Consider the following 20676-nt stretch of genomic DNA (forward strand, 5'->3'; position numbering starts at 1 on the left):
CCCCCCTTTATAGCAGTAAAATCACAATAAGTAGCCCTGCTAATACCCCGAGGCTTTTCATCATTTTTTCATATTGCTGCTGTAATGCTTTCGCTTCTCCTTCCTCTCTTTCTAAATGTGTAATGCATAACCGAATATGTTTTTGTTGCGACTCTCGGTCATGTTGCCCTAACGTTTCACCAAATTGTTGTAAAATCTCATATTCCGCTTGTTTAAGAGATGTGAGTGTCCAATTTTCTTTTAAACTATCAAGCCAAGCCTCTCTAACAATTTGTTCACCGTTTTCAAGCCGCTTTGAAAAGCTTTGGAATATCCAACTTAATGGTTTCGGCATTTGTTTGGCTAAACGTTCTGCCGCTTCTGATAAAGGGGTATGTCCATACATAATCTCGGCCTCTAATGATTGAAGGGCTGCTTTTAAAAGCCGTAATTGGCGCGGGCGCTCACTATATCTCTTTGCATGTGAAAATCCCAAAAAAGTCGTTACTGCTACAATTAACACCGCACCAAATATTTTTATCATACGTTTTGAACCTTCTTTCGCCTTTGAATCGGTTTCCCCTCTCCATCCTTCACTTGCACTACAGTACCAGGTCCTTTTGCTTTTGAGAGTTCAATAAAGCGCTCAAACACACCAAATTCCATTACCGCTTTTAAAGATGGACGCTTTCGTATATCATCGAAAGAAAATCCATGTGCACTGATAAACAGTTGTACCCCTGCATGAATAGCCTCCATAATGGCTTCGCTATCTTCCATGCGCCCGATTTCATCAACAATTAATAGATCTGGACTCATAGAACGAATCATCATCATCATTCCTTCTGCTTTCGGGCACGCATCAAGCACATCAACACGTGGGCCAAATTCATATTGCGGAATCCCTTTTACACAGCCAGCAATTTCTGATCTCTCATCCACAATGCCAACTTTACAAGAAGGAATATTCGCAGAACGTACTCCTTGACTCATACAGCGTGCTACATCTCTAAGAAGCGTTGTTTTACCTGTTTGTGGAGGACCAATTACCATCGTATTTAACCAACGTGATTCGTATAAATAGGATAAGAGCGGTTCAGCTATTCCAATTTTTTGACGAGCAATCCGAATATTAAAAGATGACACATCACGAATCATCTTGACCGCGCTTTTCTCCGTAATCACTTTCCCTGCGAGACCAATTCTATGACCACCACGCAGCGTAACATATCCACGCTTTAGTTCTTCCTCCATCGTATAAAGAGAAAATTGACTCAGTTTATTTAAGAGATACATAGCATCTTCTGGTGTAACAATATATTCATGAAAGAATACTTTTCCGTGAGCAATACATTCAAGCGGTCTTCCAATTCGAACACGAATTTCTTCTAGCGCGTTATATTCATTACATCCTTCAATTAACTCTCTCATCGTTTTTGGTAAAACCTCTAATACTTCTTTCATCGTCTTCTCCCCACTCGAATTGACTTTCTATTTCAACACTGCGATAAAAATGCAGGCAACCCCAAGAGTCAGAAAAAAAAGCTTCAAAAAAGAGATTTCACTTGCGACACTTGCAATGCCAATTGTCATTGTTAGAATTAATACAGTAGGCCCAACAAATGCCAACATACCATTTATAAACAAGGCCTTTTTCGCATCATTTACATAAAGCATAAGCAAAGCGGCGAATATTTCCGCGCTCCCAGAAAACACCCGAAGTAATCCCATAACAAGCACAGAAGTTTCTATTGCCGCTAGCCACTGTTTCATTCTTTCACCTTCTCTCCTCACAACGACTCTTTCGCTTACTAAAAATGCCAATCTGAAAAAGAATATATTTGTACAACCATATGCAGTGGTTGTCTATTTCAGAAGTAAAAACATAATTTTTCTCTATGGGCCCAAAAGAGACTGAATATTCATATTACATTATGGTATATTGAATGGAAAAGGAGTATAAACGATGCAGTACGTTACTTTATTACCACCCGATTTACAATATGAAAATATGATTTTCGAATAATCAAGCGATTCACATGTGAAAAATGCATTCGGAATACAGGTAGAAAAAATCGAAGATACGAAAGCAATTCTTCTTTTCGCAATAGAAGAGGAGCGTCAAAAAAGATTTTTATCCAGAGGAATCATAAAGTGAAACGTTAATCAGTGAGGATAAAGAAAATGAAACAATTGGCCTCATCACACTTAAATATATGAATTATGAGCTGCCGCAATCTCACATTCAGTTGACTTGGCTATCCATACCGGGGACATAGTATGAAGCTGCTAAAAAAGAAATCTTTAAAAGCACAAGAGAAACTACCTTATATTTCATCGCATGTGAAAAACAAGTTGCCAGACGAGCATACCGCATTGGAGAAAGGAATAAATTTTTAAATTAGCTGAACGTACAAATTGAGGGGGAAGAAATATGAAGATATTGAAATTTAGTTTAACGATTGTGGTAGAATTAGCGATCATTTATCTTTTTTCAAAAGTGATCGGTTGGTCATTTATGGAGAGCTTTTTCCTTAGTAGTTTAGCTATATTTGCAATTACATGGTTAATTATTATGATTGACACTCCCACAGCTAAAGCTGCAAGCTGACTAACGTCAGTGGGATTCTTACTACCAAAGGCGAAGTCCATTTCTGGTATCGCTGACGTGCAAGATTGCGGTGTGCCATCACCACTCCCACAACAGACCATATAGGTTCGTGGGCTACGGTACTGTGACCATACCGTACAGCTTGTTGGTTCTCAAATGTTTTTACGTCTTGTTCTTGACGACTTAATACATTTTACGGAGTAGAAGAATTCGCTACTCCAACCTCATATGTATTCTGTTTTCAGAGAACAGTCGTTTTAGAGTCTTTTGCATGACTATGAATAAAGTATACCATGTTTTGCTACGCAAAAACGATACTTTCATCCCACGTCTAAAGACGGACTAAAGTCCTGTGTGGGCTTTCACGTATCGTAAATTCTGTAAGACATTAACAGGTGTTGAAACTGATGAAATAAGGCCATTTCAAATCGTTTTCACACCATATATAGCTGGCACCCTTTCACTTACCCTCGTTAGCTTTATTATAACCGCTATTTATTATATGCCGTATTTCCTCTAAAAAAAGCACCCGCGATCATCCACGGGTGCTTCTTCCATTACGCACGAGAAACGTATTTACCTTCACCTGTATTAATAACAAGCATTTCACCTTCATTAATGAAGATTGGTACTTGTACAACAAGACCAGTTTCTAATGTAGCTGGTTTTGTTACGTTAGAAGCTGTATCACCTTTAATACCTGGCTCTGTTTCAACAACTTTTAACTCAACAGTGTTTGGAAGTTCCACACCAAGCACTTCACCTTGATATGTCATAATTGACACTTCCATGTTTTCTTTCAAGAATTTTAGTTCGCGCTCGATTTGAGCTTCACTAAGTTCGATTTGTTCATACGTTCCATTATCCATAAATACGTGAGCCTCACCGCTCGCGTATAAATATTGCATACGACGGTTTTCGATATGTGCTTTCTCTACTTTCTCACCTGCGCGGAATGTTTTCTCTTGAATAGCTCCTGTACGTAAGTTACGTAATTTAGAACGAACAAACGCCGCACCTTTACCTGGTTTTACGTGTTGGAATTCAATAACCTGCCAAAGGTCGTTATCCACCGTAATTGTTAAACCTGTACGAAAATCGTTTACTGAAATCATGCAAAAAATCCTCCTGTATGTTACAAAATAATAAGTTCTTTTGGAGATTTTGTAATTACTTCATTACCTTCACTCGTTACAATGATATCATCTTCAATACGTACACCACCAACACCTGGAATATAAATACCCGGTTCTACTGTCACAACCATCCCTGGCTCAAGTACTGTTTCAGAGCGGTATGCTAATCCTGGTGCTTCATGAACTTCAAGACCAAGGCCATGACCTGTCGAATGGCCAAAATATTCACCGTATCCTTTTTCCGCTATGTAGTCACGTGTTAATGCATCGGCTTCACGACCCGTTAAACCAGCTTTCATGCCATTTACACCACGAAGTTGTGCTTCTAAAACAACATGATAAATTTCTTTTAATTTATCTGACGGTTCACCGACTGCAATCGTACGAGTAATATCAGAGCAATATCCTTTATAATAGGCGCCGAAATCTAACGTTACGAAATCTCCTGTTTCTATCACTTTTTCAGATGCCACACCGTGCGGCAATGCTGAACGTAGTCCCGAAGCAACGATAATATCAAACGAAGAAGATGTTGCTCCTTGTTTTCTCATGAAAAATTCAAGTTCATTTGACACTTCAATTTCAGATACTCCTGGGCGAATGAATGATAGAATATGTTCAAAGGCAGCATCTGCAATCTGTGCAGCTTCCTTTAATATCTTAATCTCTGAATCCGTCTTAATCAAGCGTAACTTTTCTACAAGCCCGGAAGTCGGGATAAATTCTGCTGCAACGGCTTCTTTATGTGCTGTATAAGAACTATATGTGAGAGTATCTTGCTCAAAACCAAGTTTTTGAATTCCTAAGTTGTTCACTTGCTTCGCCACTTCATCAAGAATCGGGCCTGTATGCTGTATAATTTCATAGCTAACAGCTTGTTTACTAGCTTGCTCTACATAACGGAAATCTGTAATGAATAGAGCACGCTCTTTCGAAATCAATGCGACACCTGCTGTTCCTGTAAAACCAGTCATATATCTACGGCTATATTCATTCGTTAATAAAATCCCATCAATACCAGCTTCATCAAACGCACTTCTTAATTTCGTGATCTTTTCCATTGATTTATGCCTCCCTCAGTTTCTCCAACAATGCAAATAACGCTAGCTTATAGCCATAAAAACCAAATCCAACAATCTGACCTGCGCAAACTGCTGCTGTCACCGATTCATGACGAAATGATTCACGCTGATGAATGTTAGAAATATGTACTTCAATAACTGGAATTGAAATGCTTGCAATAGCATCTCGAATCGCATAGCTATAATGCGTAAATGCTCCTGGATTTAGAATGATTCCTTCGTATATGCCATCCGCTTCATGAATGATATCAATAAGAGCACCTTCATGATTCGATTGAAAACATTCTAATCCTACTCCCAATTTTTCAGCTTCTTGTTTCATATCTGTTTCAAGTGTCTCTAACGTTCCTTTCCCATACACATTTACCTCTCGAACACCGAGACGATTTAAATTAGGACCGTTTACGAGGAGTACTTTCTTCATCTTTTTAAAACTCCTTAATATAAAGAATATATATTTCATATTCTAACATAGGAGTCACTTGTTTGAATAGTTTGTCTTCTCTGTACCTTCTCCTTGATTTACATTATTCGCCTCAAATGAAACAGAATAGGCGATGAATACACCATACAAAATAAAAATGCAAATTGTAGTTGTAACGGTTTCTTTCGGTAAATGCATTGCATTTTTAATAACTGGCGCAATGGAACCTAGTCCTAAAAATAAAAGACTCCACCAAAACAAACCATACAAGAGACCGGGAAGTACCCCCTCAAACCTTTTAAAAAAAGTCTTATAAAGAAATGCTACTACAATAGAAAAAAGTCCAATACAGCTAATGCCTGCTATATTTCCCCAAACACCTTCTTTCCAATCCCCAAGCGCAAATGGCAAAAGTAAATAATTTGTTCCAACCTCTGTAAAAGAGAAAATATGAAGAAAATACCATATACTCCCCCAAAAAACACCACCAAATAAACCAATTTGCACAAAATTGTTTATTCCAGTTTGTTCCTGTTTCACATTAAACACCTCCGCTTACTAGTATGTCCGAAAGTAGTTTGAAGCATGTTTAAATCATGCGAAATTTGTCTATAAAAAGAATAAGAAATGTCTTACCTTCGTAACATTTTTCCTTGTCATCTGCTTGTATTTGTCGATAAAATAAAGGAAACTCGGTAATTGTCAAATATGCCTTGACAGAACCAAGTATGACAATTGCCTCTTTTCTACACAAGAGAGAAACAGATACAGGTTGGTGTTAAACATGTCAGAACAGTCAAAACAAATATATGGCGGGCAAGCGGTCATAGAAGGAGTTATGTTTGGTGGTAGAGAATATACTGTTACAGCGGTTCGTCGTAAAGACAAAACAATCGAATTTTATCGATTGCCACGCGTTCGTAATAAAATATCATCTGCGCTTAAAAAAATCCCATTTTTACGAGGCATTGCCGCTATCATTGATGCAAGTGCTAACGGAGCAAAGCATTTAAACTTTGCCTCAGAGCGATTCGATGTTCATCCAGAGGATGATCAACAACTTGCAAATAAAAAAGAAGAACAATCAAAATTAACGATGATATTAGGAGTAGCAGCTGTCGGAGTGTTATCGTTCATATTTGGAAAAGTGATTTTCACAGCACTTCCTGCACTATTAGCAGAATTAACGCGACCTATTTTCCCGTCTCATACTGGGCAAATTATCGTTGAAAGTATGATTAAGCTTGTATTGTTGCTAAGCTATATCTACTTTGTTTCCTTAACTCCACTTATTAAGAGAGTATTTCAATATCATGGTGCGGAACATAAAGTGATTCATGCATATGAGAATAACCTTCCGTTAACTGTACAAAATGTTCAAAAGCAAACTCGTCTTCATTATCGATGCGGTAGTAGCTTTATTATCTTTACCGTAATTATCGGAATGTTTGTCTACTTTCTTGTTCCAACAGATCCTCTTTGGGTCCGAGTTGGAAATCGTATTTTATTAATTCCAATCGTTCTTGGAATTTCTTTTGAAGTCTTACAGTTCACCAACCGATTACGTGATATTCCTATTTTACGCGTATTAGGATATCCCGGGTTATGGCTTCAACTTTTAACAACAAAGGAACCTACTGATGATCAAGTTGAAGTTGCAATCGCATCATTTCACGAATTATTACGGTTAGAAAATAAACAACAATCATGATAAAAAAAATGATGTTCAACTCCTTTCCTCATCGCTAATATACTAATTTTAATACATGTTTTTTAGGAGGTGTTCCTTATGAACGGTCGTTCGTTTATGTTCGCTTTTGTTGGCATTATTATTGGATTAGCAATATTCGGTCTTGTTTCCTCAGCAATTACAAATCCAATGGGAATGCTGCAAAACATCGGCCTTATGTTGCTTGTTCTTGGTATCTTTTACTTGCTGTACAAAATGTTCACAAATTCTAGTGGTTCCGCTCATTCGCATAACTCTTACAAGCGTGCTGCGAAACAATCGAACCGCAAATACGGAAAGCAAAATGTAGCACCCCTAAGCAATTCTTTTTTAAAACGAAATAACACAGACGATAAAGGAAATAAGGGGAATTCTCCCTTATTAAAACGAAAACGAAAGCAATCTCATTTAACAGTCATTGAAGGTAAAAAAAATAAAAAGAAAGACCGTGCTTCCTTCTAGGAAATACGGTTTTCTTTTTGCTTCATTTCTTCTAAACAAAAAAGGAAACGCATTCGTTCCCTTTACTTACTTTGTTCTCCATTTGCTTTTTGAACAGCTCGAAGCGTGTCAACTCGAAGATCATCTTCCTCAAAATATTGTACTAAATCCCCAATGCGGTCAATCGCTTCCCAACTTAAATGATGCTCAATTCCTTCCACATCATTATAAATCTTGCTTTCATCCACACCGATAATACGCATGAATTGCTCCAATAATTCATGGCGATATACAAGACGCTCTCCAATTTTTTTACCTTTTGCTGTTAATACTAGTCCTCTATATTTTTCATAAATTAGGTATTCATCTTTGTCTAATTTTTGTACCATTTTTGTTACAGAAGATGGATGTACACTAAGCGCTTCAGCAATATCAGATACACGGGCATAACCCTTTTCATCAATCAACAAATAAATTTGTTCAATATAATCTTCCATACTAGGAGTAGGCATCGGTTTCCTCCATCCACATTCATTTTGCTTATTCCGTACGAAGCAATCAATAAAATGATACACCAGAAAGAATGCCGTGACAAGAGATGAAACAAGCCAAACTATATAAAAAAGCAAACTTTTAAAACCACCTTATAAGCAGGCTGTTTTTTCTTCTGTCTAATTTTACAAATTAAAAAATTTCATAAAGAAACAAGAAAAATGCAAAATAATTAACGTAAATTGTTGACGTGATGCTTTTATTATCGGTATCATATTTCTTCGTGAGCAATTATTTTTCGTTATATGATTTTTTTATTATTACTTCATTTTTGAGAGGAGAAATTTGATGTCACTTAAGAAGAAAACGCAAGTACGCACCGGCAAAATGGTACGTGAATTAATGCTAGCAGACGAAGATGTAAGTGCTTCGCTAATTATGGTATATAGTGAAAACGGTGTAAATGCAGAAATTAAAATCGAGGGCTTGACGCCAAAATGTAACGAAGAATTATTCTTGAGCGGGAAAGTAGATTGGAACAAAAGTGTAATTTATAAAATTGTTGATTTCTCAGGAAACGCTGAAGTTGGTAAAGTTACACTGACAGCGATGAATAAAAATAATGTTTCCTTGCAAATTGAACGCGTAATGTGGGCGAAGGAGAACAGAGAAGCAACAGCACAGGCAACGGCTGAAGAAACTACGCCTCAAAAAGAGGAAGTCGCGATTTCAATGCCAAAAGCAATTACAGTTACTCCAAAGCCTAGTGCAAGCGTAGAAGCTCCTGTCGAAACAAAAAGACCTACTCCGGTACCAACACCGAAGCCAGTACATGTAGAAACAGTTGCAAAACCAGCTGCTCCAAAGCCGGTAAAAACAGAAGAGCTTACTCCGGTTACAAAACAAGAAACAATTTCCGTTACACCTACAAAACCGAAACAACCTGTTTTAACTGAAACAAATTCTAAACTACAAGAACATTATGTGAAACTTGTAAAAAAGGCAGTCGAAGTTTGCCAAGATTATGAACTTGGTATTGACATAGATGATTCTGTTGAAAGTTTGAAAGAAGAGCTTACAAATCAAGGTATTAGTGTTACATTTGACAAAGAAATTATGGACGTTGTAAATCGTCTTCGCTCTTTACAAGAAAAAGGAATCAAAGTAGAGAAAGTACTTAATTTATTATAAAAAATAAGGATATGGCCATAGCCATATCCTTATTTTTTATAATTCCATTCATCACTTTCATACTTTTCTTTCGCTAATGTTTCTACTTCATGGAGCTGTTCTGCTGTTAATGTATATGGCAGCAATTCTATGTTTAAACCTTTTTCAAATCCAGTGTGAAAAGCTTCAATTAATTGTTCAATTGTAAATGTTCGATCTGTCAATTCATTAATTGCAACCGCTTTAGAAGAAAACATACTCTTCATGCGCTCTTTCATGCGCTCGTTTGGAAATAAAAATAGATCGTACAGCTCATCTAAATCAATTTCTAGCGGAATCGACCCATGCTGTAAAATTACACCTTTTTGACGTGTTTGAGCACTGCCCGCAATCTTTCTACCTTCCACAACAATCTCATACCAAGATGGCGCATCAAAACAGACTCCTGAGCGTGGATTTTTTAAATTCTCACGATCTGCTTCTGTTTTTGGAACCGCATAGTATGCATCTAATCCAAGTGCTTTAAATCCCTCTAATAGCCCTTGCGAAATAACTCGGTACGCTTCCGTCACTGTTTTTGGCATCTCGGGATGATCTTCAGATACAATGACACTATACGTTAATTCTTTATCATGCAATACACCTCTGCCGCCTGTTTGACGGCGCACAAAGCCGTATTTTTTTTCTTTTACTACATCCATATTAATATCCTTTTCCACACGTTGGAAGTATCCTACCGTTAACGTTGGAATTCCCCACTCATAAAAACGAATCGTCGGCGGCATTTTCTTTTCACTTTGCCAATTTAATAAACATTCATCTAACGCCATATTAAATGCCGGTGAACATTGACCAGAGTTAATATAACACCATTTTTCTTTTCCCATCCTGCACCTCATATAACCAATTATTTTTCACATCTTCTAGTCTACCAAATTCGGCAAAAATTGTGAAAGAATACGAAAATTCTTCTTATAACCAATGTATCTGTTGCATAAATACACATGGACATTATAATATTGAAAGTAGGATAAGAAAAAAGGGAGCGATAGAATCGTGACAACAAACTTAATGATTATATTAGCCATCATTCTAGCATTTGTCGGCTACTCTGTATGGATGTATTTCTATCAAAAAAAATTAATTCAAACACTTTCAGAAGAAGAATTTCGCACTGGATACCGTAAAGCACAGCTTATCGATATTCGTGAAGCGGATGAATATAACGCTGGACATATTTTAGGTGCACGTAACATTCCACTATCACAAATTCGTCTTCGCTACAAAGAACTTCGTAAAGATCAACCGATTTATTTGTATTGCCAAAGTGGATTCCGTACAGGCCGTGCAGCTCAATTCTTGAAAAAGAAAGGCTACAAAGATTTCTACCAATTGCAAGGTGGATTTAAAACATGGACAGGCAAAATTAAAAAGAAATAATATGAAAAACTAGCTGAACTGTTCAGCTAGTTTTTTTCATATTATTAGCAGCATATAGTAAGTTCCGCTTAATTACTTCACTTTCTTGCTGCACGAATGCATTTCGATATAATAGTTGATATTCAAGCTCTTTTTCTTTCCAAATAAGCGTTGCAAATTCCTCTCCGCTTTCCCCTTCATCTTTATTTTTAAAATAAGCCGTCACTCCATTATTTAATCGTATTTGTTCTTGAAATCGATTTTGTTCTACAATATACGGGAAGCTATAAGAAAAGTTAGCGACTGTTAACTCTATATAGTCCTTTCTTCCCTGCTCTTGTTGCTTATATTTAATCGTTAAGACCGCTTTTTCCTTTCCAATCTTCCTCACTTCTCCTTTAGCATCATCCATTATGTCGTATGGTAAAAAAGTCGGAACTTTAAATGATACTGGAAAATAGTTTGGAATATCCTTTACTAACATGGGACCAAACACTCTGTCTGCCACCCCACCTGTCGTCTCCACAAATTGTTTATCTTCCTTTACCGTTTGCTGAAATGCACATGCACTAACAAATACACTAGAAATCATGAAGCAAACGAGTTCTTTTTTCAACCTGTTTCAGCCCTTTCCTATCGATTTCTTAACGAATACAGCGTTCATTATTGTTCCTATTCGTCTTTCGTTCTAGGGGCCCTTTGAAAACTTTCCTCTTTATTCTCACACATTTTGACATCAAATTTTGAAACAAAAAAAGACTCCCTGTTATTCTCACGCCCCAAATCAAAAGGTTACGCGAATAACAGAAAGCCTTACTTATACCATAATTTGTGAAAAGCTTTTCAGGTCAAGTCTTTTTCACTATTTTTCCATTTTTACCTATTTCCCTTTATAATACAGATAGAGGTGATACTCATGGTAAATATAAAACAAATTGCCCAAACTGCTGGTGTATCTATAACAACAGTTTCTCGTGTATTAAATGACCATCCTTATGTGAGTCAAGAAAAGCGTGAACGTGTATTACATGCTGTAGAACAATTAAATTATGCAAAGAATATAAACGCCATTCATCTAATAAAAGGAAAAACATTTACAGTTGGTGTCATGCTTCCTTTTATTAACCTCCCCTACTTCAGTACCATTATTGAAGGAATTGGAAATGAAGCTTTATCTGCCGGATATCATATCAATTTATGTCAAACAAATTATGATAGTATCGAAGAAATTCGCGTCCTTGAAATAATGAAAATGAAACAATTTGATGGCATGATTATCTGTTCCCGAACAAATTCTTGGGAGCAAATCGAACCTTATTCCAAATTTGCACCTATCGTCTCATGTGAAAAACTAACACATCCGCTTATTTCCTCTGTCTATGTGGATCATTATGAAGGCTTTCGCATCGGTACAAACTATTTACTAAATAAAGGACATACACGGATCGGTGTCTGCCTAGCAAGACGAAAAAGTGTAAGTACCTTACAACGGGAAAAAGCTTTTGCTGATATTCTTCAAACTGCTCAAAGAAGAGTGCAACCTGACTGGATGTTTTATCAATGTTACACGATGCAAGATGGCGCGAAAGTCTTACATCGCATTTTAAATATGAAAGAGCGCCCTACCGCTATTTTTGCTGCTAATGATCAAGTCGCTGCCGGTTTAGTAACAGAAGCAAAGAAACAAGGATTGCATATTCCAGAGGACTTAGCTGTTCTTGGCTTCGATAATCATGAAGTTTCAAAAGCACTTGAAATCACAACAATTGAGCATCCTGGGCTCACAATGGGTGCCCGTGCTTTTTCTTTATTTCATAAGCAAATACAAGCTGAACAAATTACAGGATACGCGGAAGAACTTCCATTCCATTTAATCGAACGAAAAACGGTATAAAGAGTACTGAAATGAGTACTCTTTTTCTCATTCAGCGCATTGACTTTCAAACGATTCTCTTATACAATCAAACTAACGAACGGTAGGTAGGGGATGAAAAATGACAGCAAACCGTATTAAAGCTGTAGCACTTTCTCATTTCGCACGCTACGGCTATGAAGGAACCTCATTGGCAAATATCGCACAAGAGGTCGGAATTAAAAAACCATCAATTTATGCACATTTTAAAGGGAAGGAAGAACTATATTTCATCTGCTTAGAAGAAGCCTTGCAAAAAGACTTACAATGCTTTACAGATGATATAGAATTACTTTCAGAATCTCCCACTGAAACATTGCTTATAAATCTTCTAAAAGGTTACGCAAAACGTTTCGGTGAAAGTGAAGAATCCATGTTTTGGCTGCGAACTTCTTATTTTCCACCTGATGCATTTCGCGAACAAATTATCGAAAAAGCAAATGCTCACATTGAAAACATTAGAGAAATTTTATTCCCGCTGTTCAAACGAGCAAATGAACAAGGTGAATTGCATAACATTGAAGTAAAAGACGCTTTAGAAGCTTATTTATGCTTACTGGATGGTCTTATGGTCGAACTATTATATGCTGGTTTCAATCGCTTTGAGACCCGTTTAAAAGCCTCATGGATCGTATTTTGGCGCGGTCTTTCAAAATGACGGATTGCTTTTCGCAATGCGTCGTTTTTCGGCCCTTTACCTAACGACTGGTAGGAAGGAGGATTATATGTGGCTTGGATTTATGTAATTTTAGCTGGTATCATTGAAATTTTTTGGGTAATTGGACTAAAACATGCGGAGGCACCACTAGAATGGCTTGGTGTTGCTCTTATCATTGTAATGAGTTTTATCCTGTTATTTAAAGCTTATAAAGATTTACCTGTTGGAACCGTCTACGCTGTGTTTACCGGAATTGGCGCTGGCGGTATCGTTCTCACAGAGATTTTCATCTTCGGTGAACCTGTTTCCATTGTAAAAATTTTATTTATCGCTTTAATCTTCGTTGGCGTAATTGGCTTAAAACAAGTAACAGGTGAAGAAAAAAAAGAGAAGGAGGCAGCATAAAATGGCTTGGGTATTTTTAATTCTTGCTGGTATTTGTGAAGTTACTGGTGTATTGTTTATGAAAATAGCTACGAAAAAGAAAGGCTGGATACCAAAACTTATTTTAATCGCCAACTTTGGCGTAAGCTTCTTCTTTTTATCGCTTGCTATGAACGTTTTACCGATGGGAACAGCTTATGCGATTTGGACAGGAATAGGAACAGCGGGAAGCGCACTCTTAGGCATCCTCATTTTCCGAGAATCAGCCGATTGGCGCCGCCTTGCCTTTTTAAGCTGCATTGTATGCGGTGCAGTTGGCTTAAAATTATTGGGCTAATGTGAGGTGACAGTGATGTGGAAAGAAAAAGGAAAACAAATTGGAACCATACTCATTCTTAGTATCGCCATTTTACTACAAATTAGCTTTCATATCATTGAATGGCTATTTCATAAAGCGATGGCAATTCTTACATTTTTCCCAAACATGGCCCTTGAAGTGATATCCATCGTGTGGTCGATTGTTGCATCCATCCTTATCATAATCATTTGGAGTATCGCTAAACTTTGGAACAAATTATTTAAAAAGGACAGCGCTTCTAAACAGAAGTAACTGTCCTTTTTTATTGTTATGATTCGATTTCCTATCACAATCGAATGCCCTAAAGTAGCAGGATCAAACATACTATTTCAACAATGACACCACGAATATCCATTTCATATCGTCATTTCCTTGTTAGCTTTTGTCGCTCTATTATATCTCCTTTTCTTTTGGACATACTACACAAAAAGGAGCTGATTATATGCAAAATTCCGTACATAAACATATTCTATTTTTATTTTTTCTATTTCTTTTTCTTATTATTTTTTTCAGCTTTCTATTACACACTCCGAATGAAACATCGAATAGCGTTTTTGTTTATAAACTGCTGCTTTCCTATTGTCATTATTGAAAAAAGGTGTCTGCAAGTACGACACCTTTTTCACTTGAAACAGACTACACTCTACAATTCCCTTTGTTTAAATATAATAATCGAAACAAACATTGAAATGAAATAGCTCATCCATGCCACTATACTTAAAATACTTATTACTAGCATCACATTGGAAGATTGAAAAAACATTACCATAAGCCTTTCCTCAGCAAATACATTGCACATGAATCCTTGCAAACCCAATATAGGAAAAAGGACCATGATCCCCAAAATAGTGACCATTTGTTTATTTCCGCTATATTTCATAGGAAGGATCATAGCAGCATAAAGAATAGAAAAGAAACCCGCTACAAATAATGCATACCACGGAATATTGATATGATCTCTGAATAGTAGTACAGGTACTATTAACAAAACAAATGTAACTATTAAAGTGGCCACAATAAAAAATGCTGTCGATATATATTTAGCAATGACAATTTCCTTCCGCGTACAAGGTAAACTTACTAATATTTTTTCTGTACTATTTTTCTCTTCAGTTACTATAGAAAATGAAATCATGAACAGACAAGTAGCAAAACAAATAGACGCTAACTGATGCGGTTCAATAGACTGCTTTAGCATTCCATAAAAAGGAAAAATAAAACAGATTAGAAAAATCGTTCTCTGTAAAAAAATATCCTTCAAAATTAACTGTTGCATACATATTCCTCCCTATATATCACGCATTTCATACATTCGAATGGTTATAAACATAGATGTGATATATATACTAGCTAATACAATTCCTCCTAGAATAATCATTCCAATATGTACCGGATTCATAATCCAATGACTGAATGATGACACTTGATTCCATCTGTCAATCATAAACAACCCAATGAAAATACCGATCCCCACTGTTATTCCCGTACAAATTCCACGTACTACTTTTGACCCAACTCCATAATAACTAGGAAGTAATGTCACAATAAAAATAACTGAAAATAATAAGCCTCTTACTACTATATACCATGGAATTTCAATATATAAATTAGGATGATATAAACCAATATCTCCAATTCCAGCGATACTTCTTACAAGAAAAACAGCCAACATGGTTGCAATGATTCCACCAATAACAAATATTGCACTGGAAATATATCTAGCAATAACAATTTCCTTCCGACTCACTGGTAAACTATTTAACATTACGTCACTTTTATTTCTTTCATCGATTCCTATTAATACCATAGAAGAAGTAACTGTTATAAGTAAACAACTTGCTGGAAACATTTTTTCTCCGTCCGGATTCCAACCCAAAAATATAAATGGCATAATAATGTAAACTAGCCAAACTACTCGAAAAAAGAATAAATCTTTATATATGAGTTGACGCATAAACACCGCTCCCCTTCGCCGTATATACAACAATATCATCTAAAGTTGGCTTTTCGAGTATAACTTCTTGACCAAACCAATCGCTCACTGCTTGTTTATCCTTCGCTAATCCTTCGAAACCAAATTTATTTTTCCGTAACCCGATGAAATATTCTTTTCCTTCTGGATCTAATAGATCATTGCTTCCTTTTACGATGACATAACTGTCTAGTATTTCATCTTTTTCTCCCGTAAAAACAATTTCACCGTTATTGATAAATGTAATGTAATCTGCAATACGCTCTAAATCGGTTGTAATATGTGTTGAGAATAGAACAGATATTTCTTCTTCCATGACAATTTCTTGGAGCATATCAAGTAGTTCACTGCGAACAACTGGATCTAATCCAGATGTCGGCTCATCCATAATGATCAGCTCTGCATGATGAGATATCGCCATTGCAATCGCAAACTTCATTTTCATCCCTTTTGATAACTGCTTAATCTTTTTATTTTTTGGAACTTGTAATCGCTCCATGTAGGATTGATATTTTTCTTCATCCCATTTTTTATATAGTGGTGCGATCATTCGCTTCATTTGTTCACATGTTATATCTTCATAATAGTGATTTTCATCATATACAAAACCTATATTTTGCTTAATCTCTTTTTCAGCTTTTTTATTGTCCTTTCCGAAGATTTTTATATCACCACCATCTCTTCTAACTAAATTCATAATCATTTTAATGGTTGTACTTTTCCCGGCACCATTTGGTCCGATCAACCCCATAATATATCCGCGCGGCAATGTAAAGCTTATATTTTTCACTGCAAAACCTTGATAATTTTTACATACATTTTTTAACTCTAACATCTTCTTATTCCCCCTTATATAAACAAGCGATCATCTGCTCTAGTTCTTCGAATGAAAGCTGAAGAAGCTTGCTCTCATTTACAACTTCCTCCACTTTACTCTCCAATAAACGCAAACGTTGCTCCCGAATCAGCTCACTATTTTTCTCTGATACATAAGTTCCTTTTCCTGCAACTGTTTCGATATACCCTTCTTTTTCAAGTTCTTCATAGGCACGTTTCGTCGTAATCACACTAATTTGCAATTCTTTTGCTAAACTACGAATTGATGGTAATTGTTCTCCTCCCTTTAGACTCCCATTTAAAATAAGCTGCCGCAATTGCTTACTAATTTGTTCATAAATCGGATCCGGGGAAGAATTTGAAATAATAATATTCATACTTTCCTCCATTGTGTATATACTGTGTATACTTCATATATACAGTATATACACAATGTTATCTTTTAGCAAGAAAAAAAAGACCAACAATTTCCTGTTGGTCTTTTGTATATGTATCACTTTTCAAAGCGATCTAACATTTCATCTCTCATCCCAAAACTAACAACCGCAATTCCAACATACATAAAAATTAGAAATGCTGGATGCACCGCATTATACCAGCTACTATCAACAATTAAATAAATTGTCAACGCTACAACAAGCACAAACGCCACGATAAACATATAAAAGTGTCTTGTACTACCCATGATAAACTCCTCTCTTCTCGCTTCACCATTCAACAGTATATTTTAACGAATAATTCAATATGACTCAAGGTTAACTTTACTGTATATAATCCAATTCAATCTTTACAATATCATTACAAGCAATTGAAATGATCGTACCTTGTTGATCGATTGCCGTTACTTCCTTATGATCCATCACACGATGTGCCACACGCTCTAGCATTTTCACATCATCTCGATAACAAAATTCTTTTATATCTTTAATCATCTCTCCATTTTCTAAATAATATACCATTCGATAACACCTATAGCCCATCATTTCACCCACCTTGTTCGTTTTTTCACATATACATAAAAATGAGTTATTTGCACGTTTAAGTTCAATGAATTTCAATAAAATTCTAACAAAAATAAACAATTTTATCAAACTGTCTTTTTCACCAAAAACATATAAAAAACGCCCGTTTTACTACATCGCGCTACAAAAAAGATACATTTTCAACATTCTTTTTATATAATCCAGATCATTACTCTAAAAAAAAGAACTCGCATATAGCGAGTTCTCTTCATATCATCAAACTTGTACAGGAGTTGGTTTTTGATAACGCAATACCGGCTTACGAGCAGCCATCGTTTCGTCCAAACGTGTAATCACTGTTGTATGCGGTGCCTCTTGTACAATCTCTGGATTTTCTTCCGCTTCTTTGGCAATTTGAATCATTTTATCAATGAAACCATCTAACGTTTCTTTTGATTCTGTTTCTGTTGGCTCAATCATAATACACTCTTCCACATTTAACGGGAAGTAAATTGTTGGTGGATGGTAACCAAAATCAAGCAAACGTTTTGCGATATCAAGTGTACGTACACCAAGTTTCTTTTGACGACGTCCTGACAATACAAATTCATGTTTGCAATGTCTGTCAAATGGAAGATCGTAGTATGGCGCTAATCTTCTCATCATATAGTTTGCATTTAATACTGCATTTTCCGTTACTGCACGCAATCCATCTGGCCCCATAGAACGGATATACGTATACGCACGAACGTTAATACCAAAGTTTCCATAGAATGGTTTCACGCGGCCAATTGCTTGCGGACGATCATAATTGAAGTGATATCCATTCTCTGTTTTCTCTAATATTGGTTTTGGTAGAAATGGAATTAAATCTTCTTTTACACCTACTGGACCAGAACCTGGTCCACCCCCGCCGTGAGGACCTGTAAATGTTTTATGAAGGTTTAAATGCACAACATCAAATCCCATATCTCCCGGACGCGCTTGACTTAATACCGCATTTAAATTAGCTCCATCATAATACAATTTACCACCTGCATTATGAACAATCTCTGCCATTTCTAAAATGTTTTCTTCAAATAAACCAAGTGTATTTGGATTTGTTAACATAAGTGCCGCTGTTTCTTCATTCACAACGCGTTTTAAATCTTCTAAGTCAACAAGGCCATGTTCATTTGATTTTACAGTAATTGTTTCAAAGCCTGCTACTGTCGCAGATGCTGGGTTTGTTCCATGCGCTGAGTCTGGGACAATAACTTTTGTACGATTATGGTCACCATTTGCTTCATGGTATGCGCGAATTAACATTAATCCTGTCCACTCTCCATGTGCACCAGCTGCTGGTTGAAGTGTTACAGCATCCATACCAGTAATTTCAACTAAATGCTCTTGTAAATCGTACATTAATTCCATTGCACCTTGTACGGTCTTTTCATCTTGAAGCGGATGAATATTTGCAAAACCTGGGAAACGTGCCACGTTTTCATTGATTTTTGGATTATATTTCATCGTACAAGATCCAAGCGGATAAAATCCAGAGTCAACGCCGTGGTTACGGTTTGAAAGCGCTGTGTAATGACGCATAATATCTAGTTCAGATACTTCTGGAAGCTCTGCATCTTCTATACGAATATAATCGTTCTCAAACACATCTTCTAATTTTACTTCCTCTACATCCAATTGGGGTAAGCTATATCCTACGCGTCCTTCTTTACTCATTTCAAAAATAAGTGCTTGGTCTTGGTTCTTCATTGGATAGCCCCCATTTCGTTTACAAGTGTGTCAATTTCTGCTTTTGTACGAAGCTCTGTTACTGCTACAAGCATATGATTTACTAATTTTTCATCATCGCGGCCTAAATCATAACCACCGATTATACCTTTTTGCAATAAAGCGTCATTTACTTCTTCTACCGGGCGTTTGCAATCCACAACAAATTCATTGAAGAACGGCCCAGTAAATACTACTGTGAAACCTTTTTCTTCAAATTGACGTTTAGCATATTGTGCTTTAGAAATGTTTTGACGTGCCATTTCCTTTACCCCTTGTTTTCCAAGTGCAGTCATTGCCACTGATGCAGCTAATGCATTTAACGCTTGGTTAGAGCAAATATTAGATGTCGCTTTATCACGGCGGATATGCTGTTCGCGAGCTTGCAATGTTAATACAAAACCGCGTTTGCCCTCTGTATCTACAGTTTGTCCGACAAGACGGCCTGGAATTTTACGCATAAATGCTTTCGTTGTTGCAAAGTAGCCGCAATGCGGTCCACCGAATTGTGTTGGAATACCAAATGGCTGTGCATCACCAATTACAATATCAGCTCCAAATTTTCCTGGCGGTGTTAATACCCCTAATGATAGTGGGTTTGAAGATACAATAAATAGTGATTTTTGCTCATGGACAATCTTTTCAATAGTAGCTAACTTTTCGATTTGTCCGAAGAAGTTTGGATATTGAACGATGACACAAGCCACAGTATCATCCATTTCACTTTGTAATCCTTCTAAATTTGTTACACCATCTTTATGGTCAATTTCAACCACTTCAAGATGTTGCCCTTTTGCATATGTTTCTAGTACGGCTCTTGATTCTGGATGAACTGCTTTAGAAACAAGAATTTTCTTTTTACGAGTATGGCCAGCTGCTAACATAGCAGCTTCTGCTAACGCTGTACCTCCGTCATACATAGAGGAGTTTGCTACATCCATTCCTGTCAATTCACAAATCATTGTTTGGAATTCAAAAATCGCCTGTAATTCCCCTTGTGAAATCTCTGGTTGATATGGTGTATACGCTGTATAAAATTCTGAACGGGAAAGAACATGATCCACAATTACTGGTGCATAATGGTCATATACACCTGCTCCTAGGAAAGAAGCGTATTCTTTTAAGTTAGCATTTTTACGAGCAAGTCCAGATAGCTCTTTTAAAAGCTCTGGTTCTGACTTTGCTTGTTTAATTTTTAAATCCCCTTTAAAACGAACACTTTCTGGAATATCAGAAAATAATTCATCAATTGTTGGAACACCGATTGTTTCTAACATTTCTTTTTTGTCTTCTTCTGTCATTGGAAGATAACGATGCAACATGAAATCTACCCCTCTCCA

The 20676-nt window shown here is 36.5% G+C and carries 28 protein-coding genes and 1 pseudogene; 11 read left to right on the forward strand and 18 right to left on the reverse strand.

Annotated elements, in window-relative coordinates; translation table 11 throughout:
• Window positions 1-7: 7 nt before the first annotated feature.
• From spoIIIAB to MR058_RS09615, 3 genes are read right to left on the reverse strand one after another with little or no spacing between them, the layout of a single operon-like run.
• Window positions 8-523 carry a stage III sporulation protein SpoIIIAB gene (gene spoIIIAB, locus MR058_RS09605; protein WP_242143742.1) on the reverse strand — a complete coding sequence of 172 codons (516 nt, stop codon included), beginning with the start codon at window positions 521-523 and terminating at the stop codon, window positions 8-10.
• On the reverse strand, window positions 520-1443 hold the full coding sequence (spoIIIAA, locus tag MR058_RS09610; protein ID WP_242143743.1) for a stage III sporulation protein AA: 924 nt from the start codon (window positions 1441-1443) through the stop codon (window positions 520-522). The genes spoIIIAB and spoIIIAA overlap by 4 nt, the downstream gene beginning before the upstream one ends.
• Window positions 1444-1470: 27 nt before the next feature.
• Window positions 1471-1752, reverse strand: a complete 282-nt coding sequence (locus tag MR058_RS09615) for a YqhV family protein (RefSeq protein ID WP_242143813.1) — start codon at window positions 1750-1752, stop codon at window positions 1471-1473.
• 268 nt (window positions 1753-2020) lie between these two features.
• Here MR058_RS09615 and MR058_RS09620 point away from each other — a divergent pair.
• Window positions 2021-2379: pseudogene (locus tag MR058_RS09620) on the forward strand (hypothetical protein).
• A gap of 34 nt (window positions 2380-2413) precedes the next feature.
• Window positions 2414-2590: a hypothetical protein gene (locus MR058_RS09625; RefSeq protein WP_242143819.1), complete on the forward strand. Its 177-nt coding sequence runs from the start codon at window positions 2414-2416 to the stop codon at window positions 2588-2590.
• 557 nt (window positions 2591-3147) lie between these two features.
• On the opposite strand, the gene efp is transcribed toward MR058_RS09625, so the two are convergent.
• From efp to MR058_RS09645, 4 genes are read right to left on the reverse strand one after another with little or no spacing between them, the layout of a single operon-like run.
• A complete protein-coding gene (gene efp / locus MR058_RS09630) occupies window positions 3148-3705 on the reverse strand; it encodes an elongation factor P (protein WP_242143744.1) in 558 nt (185 codons plus the stop codon).
• A gap of 20 nt (window positions 3706-3725) precedes the next feature.
• Window positions 3726-4787, reverse strand: a complete 1062-nt coding sequence (gene pepQ / locus MR058_RS09635; RefSeq protein WP_242143745.1) for a Xaa-Pro dipeptidase — start codon at window positions 4785-4787, stop codon at window positions 3726-3728.
• A 4-nt stretch (window positions 4788-4791) separates the two neighbouring features.
• Window positions 4792-5232, reverse strand: a complete 441-nt coding sequence (aroQ, locus tag MR058_RS09640) for a type II 3-dehydroquinate dehydratase (protein WP_242143746.1) — start codon at window positions 5230-5232, stop codon at window positions 4792-4794.
• A 54-nt stretch (window positions 5233-5286) separates the two neighbouring features.
• The gene (locus MR058_RS09645) at window positions 5287-5772 is read right to left on the reverse strand and encodes a YqhR family membrane protein (protein ID WP_242143747.1); all 486 of its coding nucleotides are present in this window, start codon (window positions 5770-5772) and stop codon (window positions 5287-5289) included.
• Between the two features lie 244 nt (window positions 5773-6016).
• Here MR058_RS09645 and MR058_RS09650 point away from each other — a divergent pair, with 244 nt between their 5' ends.
• Both MR058_RS09650 and MR058_RS09655 read left to right on the forward strand, forming a co-directional pair.
• Window positions 6017-6943 (forward strand): DUF1385 domain-containing protein, encoded by a 927-nt coding sequence (locus MR058_RS09650; protein WP_242143748.1) that lies wholly within the window; start codon window positions 6017-6019, stop codon window positions 6941-6943.
• 78 nt (window positions 6944-7021) lie between these two features.
• Window positions 7022-7423: an SA1362 family protein gene (locus MR058_RS09655; protein WP_242143749.1), complete on the forward strand. Its 402-nt coding sequence runs from the start codon at window positions 7022-7024 to the stop codon at window positions 7421-7423.
• A gap of 62 nt (window positions 7424-7485) precedes the next feature.
• Here the strand turns inward: MR058_RS09655 and mntR are convergent, their stop codons facing one another.
• On the reverse strand, window positions 7486-7914 hold the full coding sequence (mntR, locus tag MR058_RS09660) for a transcriptional regulator MntR (RefSeq protein ID WP_242143750.1): 429 nt from the start codon (window positions 7912-7914) through the stop codon (window positions 7486-7488).
• 328 nt (window positions 7915-8242) lie between these two features.
• Between mntR and MR058_RS09665 the strand changes: the two genes are divergently transcribed.
• Window positions 8243-9085: a hypothetical protein gene (locus tag MR058_RS09665; RefSeq protein WP_242143751.1), complete on the forward strand. Its 843-nt coding sequence runs from the start codon at window positions 8243-8245 to the stop codon at window positions 9083-9085.
• A gap of 29 nt (window positions 9086-9114) precedes the next feature.
• Here MR058_RS09665 and MR058_RS09670 read toward each other — a convergent pair whose 3' ends face one another.
• Complete coding sequence (locus MR058_RS09670) at window positions 9115-9951, reverse strand: lipoate--protein ligase family protein (protein ID WP_242143752.1); 837 nt, start codon at window positions 9949-9951, stop codon at window positions 9115-9117.
• 169 nt (window positions 9952-10120) lie between these two features.
• On the opposite strand from MR058_RS09670, the gene MR058_RS09675 reads away from it, so the two are divergent.
• A complete protein-coding gene (locus tag MR058_RS09675) occupies window positions 10121-10504 on the forward strand; it encodes a rhodanese-like domain-containing protein (protein WP_242143753.1) in 384 nt (127 codons plus the stop codon).
• 22 nt (window positions 10505-10526) lie between these two features.
• Here the strand turns inward: MR058_RS09675 and MR058_RS09680 are convergent, their stop codons facing one another.
• The gene (locus MR058_RS09680) at window positions 10527-11075 is read right to left on the reverse strand and encodes a DNA polymerase III subunit delta (RefSeq protein WP_242143815.1); all 549 of its coding nucleotides are present in this window, start codon (window positions 11073-11075) and stop codon (window positions 10527-10529) included.
• A gap of 324 nt (window positions 11076-11399) precedes the next feature.
• On the opposite strand from MR058_RS09680, the gene MR058_RS09685 reads away from it, so the two are divergent.
• From MR058_RS09685 to MR058_RS09705, 5 genes are all read left to right on the forward strand, one after another.
• Entirely contained in the window at window positions 11400-12377 is a 978-nt protein-coding gene (locus MR058_RS09685; RefSeq protein WP_242143754.1) for a LacI family DNA-binding transcriptional regulator, read from the forward strand.
• A 100-nt stretch (window positions 12378-12477) separates the two neighbouring features.
• Window positions 12478-13053, forward strand: coding sequence for a TetR/AcrR family transcriptional regulator (locus MR058_RS09690; RefSeq protein WP_242143755.1), 576 nt, complete (start codon window positions 12478-12480; stop codon window positions 13051-13053).
• Window positions 13054-13122: 69 nt separating this feature from the next.
• Window positions 13123-13458, forward strand: coding sequence for a DMT family transporter (locus tag MR058_RS09695; RefSeq protein ID WP_242143756.1), 336 nt, complete (start codon window positions 13123-13125; stop codon window positions 13456-13458).
• Window position 13459: 1 nt separating this feature from the next.
• Complete coding sequence (locus MR058_RS09700) at window positions 13460-13774, forward strand: DMT family transporter (protein ID WP_242143757.1); 315 nt, start codon at window positions 13460-13462, stop codon at window positions 13772-13774.
• A 15-nt stretch (window positions 13775-13789) separates the two neighbouring features.
• Window positions 13790-14047: a DUF3975 family protein gene (locus tag MR058_RS09705; protein WP_242143758.1), complete on the forward strand. Its 258-nt coding sequence runs from the start codon at window positions 13790-13792 to the stop codon at window positions 14045-14047.
• A gap of 391 nt (window positions 14048-14438) precedes the next feature.
• Here the strand turns inward: MR058_RS09705 and MR058_RS09710 are convergent, their stop codons facing one another.
• From MR058_RS09710 to gcvPA, 8 genes are all read right to left on the reverse strand, one after another.
• A complete protein-coding gene (locus MR058_RS09710; RefSeq protein WP_242143759.1) occupies window positions 14439-15071 on the reverse strand; it encodes an ABC-2 transporter permease in 633 nt (210 codons plus the stop codon).
• A 12-nt stretch (window positions 15072-15083) separates the two neighbouring features.
• Window positions 15084-15749, reverse strand: a complete 666-nt coding sequence (locus tag MR058_RS09715) for an ABC-2 transporter permease (protein WP_242143760.1) — start codon at window positions 15747-15749, stop codon at window positions 15084-15086.
• The gene (locus tag MR058_RS09720; RefSeq protein WP_242143761.1) at window positions 15730-16602 is read right to left on the reverse strand and encodes an ABC transporter ATP-binding protein; all 873 of its coding nucleotides are present in this window, start codon (window positions 16600-16602) and stop codon (window positions 15730-15732) included. The genes MR058_RS09715 and MR058_RS09720 overlap by 20 nt, the downstream gene beginning before the upstream one ends.
• Window positions 16603-16606: 4 nt before the next feature.
• Complete coding sequence (locus MR058_RS09725; protein ID WP_242143762.1) at window positions 16607-16981, reverse strand: GntR family transcriptional regulator; 375 nt, start codon at window positions 16979-16981, stop codon at window positions 16607-16609.
• Between the two features lie 116 nt (window positions 16982-17097).
• The gene (locus MR058_RS09730; protein WP_242143763.1) at window positions 17098-17289 is read right to left on the reverse strand and encodes a hypothetical protein; all 192 of its coding nucleotides are present in this window, start codon (window positions 17287-17289) and stop codon (window positions 17098-17100) included.
• A gap of 76 nt (window positions 17290-17365) precedes the next feature.
• Window positions 17366-17584, reverse strand: a complete 219-nt coding sequence (locus tag MR058_RS09735) for a DUF3929 family protein (protein ID WP_242143764.1) — start codon at window positions 17582-17584, stop codon at window positions 17366-17368.
• Window positions 17585-17842: 258 nt separating this feature from the next.
• Window positions 17843-19318, reverse strand: a complete 1476-nt coding sequence (gene gcvPB, locus MR058_RS09740) for an aminomethyl-transferring glycine dehydrogenase subunit 2 (protein WP_242143765.1) — start codon at window positions 19316-19318, stop codon at window positions 17843-17845.
• Window positions 19315-20658 (reverse strand): aminomethyl-transferring glycine dehydrogenase subunit GcvPA, encoded by a 1344-nt coding sequence (gene gcvPA / locus MR058_RS09745; RefSeq protein WP_242143766.1) that lies wholly within the window; start codon window positions 20656-20658, stop codon window positions 19315-19317. The genes gcvPB and gcvPA overlap by 4 nt, the downstream gene beginning before the upstream one ends.
• Window positions 20659-20676: the final 18 nt, after the last annotated feature.

It is taken from the genome of Bacillus cereus group sp. BfR-BA-01430, assembly GCF_022663115.1.
Classification (GTDB): Bacteria; Bacillota; Bacilli; order Bacillales; family Bacillaceae_G; genus Bacillus_A; species Bacillus_A cereus_BD.

What these genes read in the sequence shown, in the direction of transcription:
- spoIIIAB (WP_242143742.1), bottom strand. Translation starts at nt 523, where the DNA reads ATGATAAAAATATTTGGTGCGGTGTTAATTGTAGCAGTAACGACTTTT.
- spoIIIAA (WP_242143743.1), bottom strand. Translation starts at nt 1,443, where the DNA reads ATGAAAGAAGTATTAGAGGTTTTACCAAAAACGATGAGAGAGTTAATT.
- MR058_RS09615 (WP_242143813.1), bottom strand. Translation starts at nt 1,752, where the DNA reads ATGAAACAGTGGCTAGCGGCAATAGAAACTTCTGTGCTTGTTATGGGA.
- MR058_RS09625 (WP_242143819.1), top strand. Translation starts at nt 2,414, where the DNA reads ATGAAGATATTGAAATTTAGTTTAACGATTGTGGTAGAATTAGCGATC.
- efp (WP_242143744.1), bottom strand. Translation starts at nt 3,705, where the DNA reads ATGATTTCAGTAAACGATTTTCGTACAGGTTTAACAATTACGGTGGAT.
- pepQ (WP_242143745.1), bottom strand. Translation starts at nt 4,787, where the DNA reads ATGGAAAAGATCACGAAATTAAGAAGTGCGTTTGATGAAGCTGGTATT.
- aroQ (WP_242143746.1), bottom strand. Translation starts at nt 5,232, where the DNA reads ATGAAGAAAGTACTCCTCGTAAACGGTCCTAATTTAAATCGTCTCGGT.
- MR058_RS09650 (WP_242143748.1), top strand. Translation starts at nt 6,017, where the DNA reads ATGTCAGAACAGTCAAAACAAATATATGGCGGGCAAGCGGTCATAGAA.
- MR058_RS09655 (WP_242143749.1), top strand. Translation starts at nt 7,022, where the DNA reads ATGAACGGTCGTTCGTTTATGTTCGCTTTTGTTGGCATTATTATTGGA.
- mntR (WP_242143750.1), bottom strand. Translation starts at nt 7,914, where the DNA reads ATGCCTACTCCTAGTATGGAAGATTATATTGAACAAATTTATTTGTTG.
- MR058_RS09665 (WP_242143751.1), top strand. Translation starts at nt 8,243, where the DNA reads ATGTCACTTAAGAAGAAAACGCAAGTACGCACCGGCAAAATGGTACGT.
- MR058_RS09670 (WP_242143752.1), bottom strand. Translation starts at nt 9,951, where the DNA reads ATGGGAAAAGAAAAATGGTGTTATATTAACTCTGGTCAATGTTCACCG.
- MR058_RS09680 (WP_242143815.1), bottom strand. Translation starts at nt 11,075, where the DNA reads ATGATTTCTAGTGTATTTGTTAGTGCATGTGCATTTCAGCAAACGGTA.
- MR058_RS09685 (WP_242143754.1), top strand. Translation starts at nt 11,400, where the DNA reads ATGGTAAATATAAAACAAATTGCCCAAACTGCTGGTGTATCTATAACA.
- MR058_RS09690 (WP_242143755.1), top strand. Translation starts at nt 12,478, where the DNA reads ATGACAGCAAACCGTATTAAAGCTGTAGCACTTTCTCATTTCGCACGC.
- MR058_RS09700 (WP_242143757.1), top strand. Translation starts at nt 13,460, where the DNA reads ATGGCTTGGGTATTTTTAATTCTTGCTGGTATTTGTGAAGTTACTGGT.
- MR058_RS09705 (WP_242143758.1), top strand. Translation starts at nt 13,790, where the DNA reads ATGTGGAAAGAAAAAGGAAAACAAATTGGAACCATACTCATTCTTAGT.
- MR058_RS09710 (WP_242143759.1), bottom strand. Translation starts at nt 15,071, where the DNA reads ATGCAACAGTTAATTTTGAAGGATATTTTTTTACAGAGAACGATTTTT.
- MR058_RS09715 (WP_242143760.1), bottom strand. Translation starts at nt 15,749, where the DNA reads ATGCGTCAACTCATATATAAAGATTTATTCTTTTTTCGAGTAGTTTGG.
- MR058_RS09720 (WP_242143761.1), bottom strand. Translation starts at nt 16,602, where the DNA reads ATGTTAGAGTTAAAAAATGTATGTAAAAATTATCAAGGTTTTGCAGTG.
- MR058_RS09725 (WP_242143762.1), bottom strand. Translation starts at nt 16,981, where the DNA reads ATGAATATTATTATTTCAAATTCTTCCCCGGATCCGATTTATGAACAA.
- MR058_RS09730 (WP_242143763.1), bottom strand. Translation starts at nt 17,289, where the DNA reads ATGGGTAGTACAAGACACTTTTATATGTTTATCGTGGCGTTTGTGCTT.
- MR058_RS09735 (WP_242143764.1), bottom strand. Translation starts at nt 17,584, where the DNA reads ATGGGCTATAGGTGTTATCGAATGGTATATTATTTAGAAAATGGAGAG.
- gcvPB (WP_242143765.1), bottom strand. Translation starts at nt 19,318, where the DNA reads ATGAAGAACCAAGACCAAGCACTTATTTTTGAAATGAGTAAAGAAGGA.
- gcvPA (WP_242143766.1), bottom strand. Translation starts at nt 20,658, where the DNA reads ATGTTGCATCGTTATCTTCCAATGACAGAAGAAGACAAAAAAGAAATG.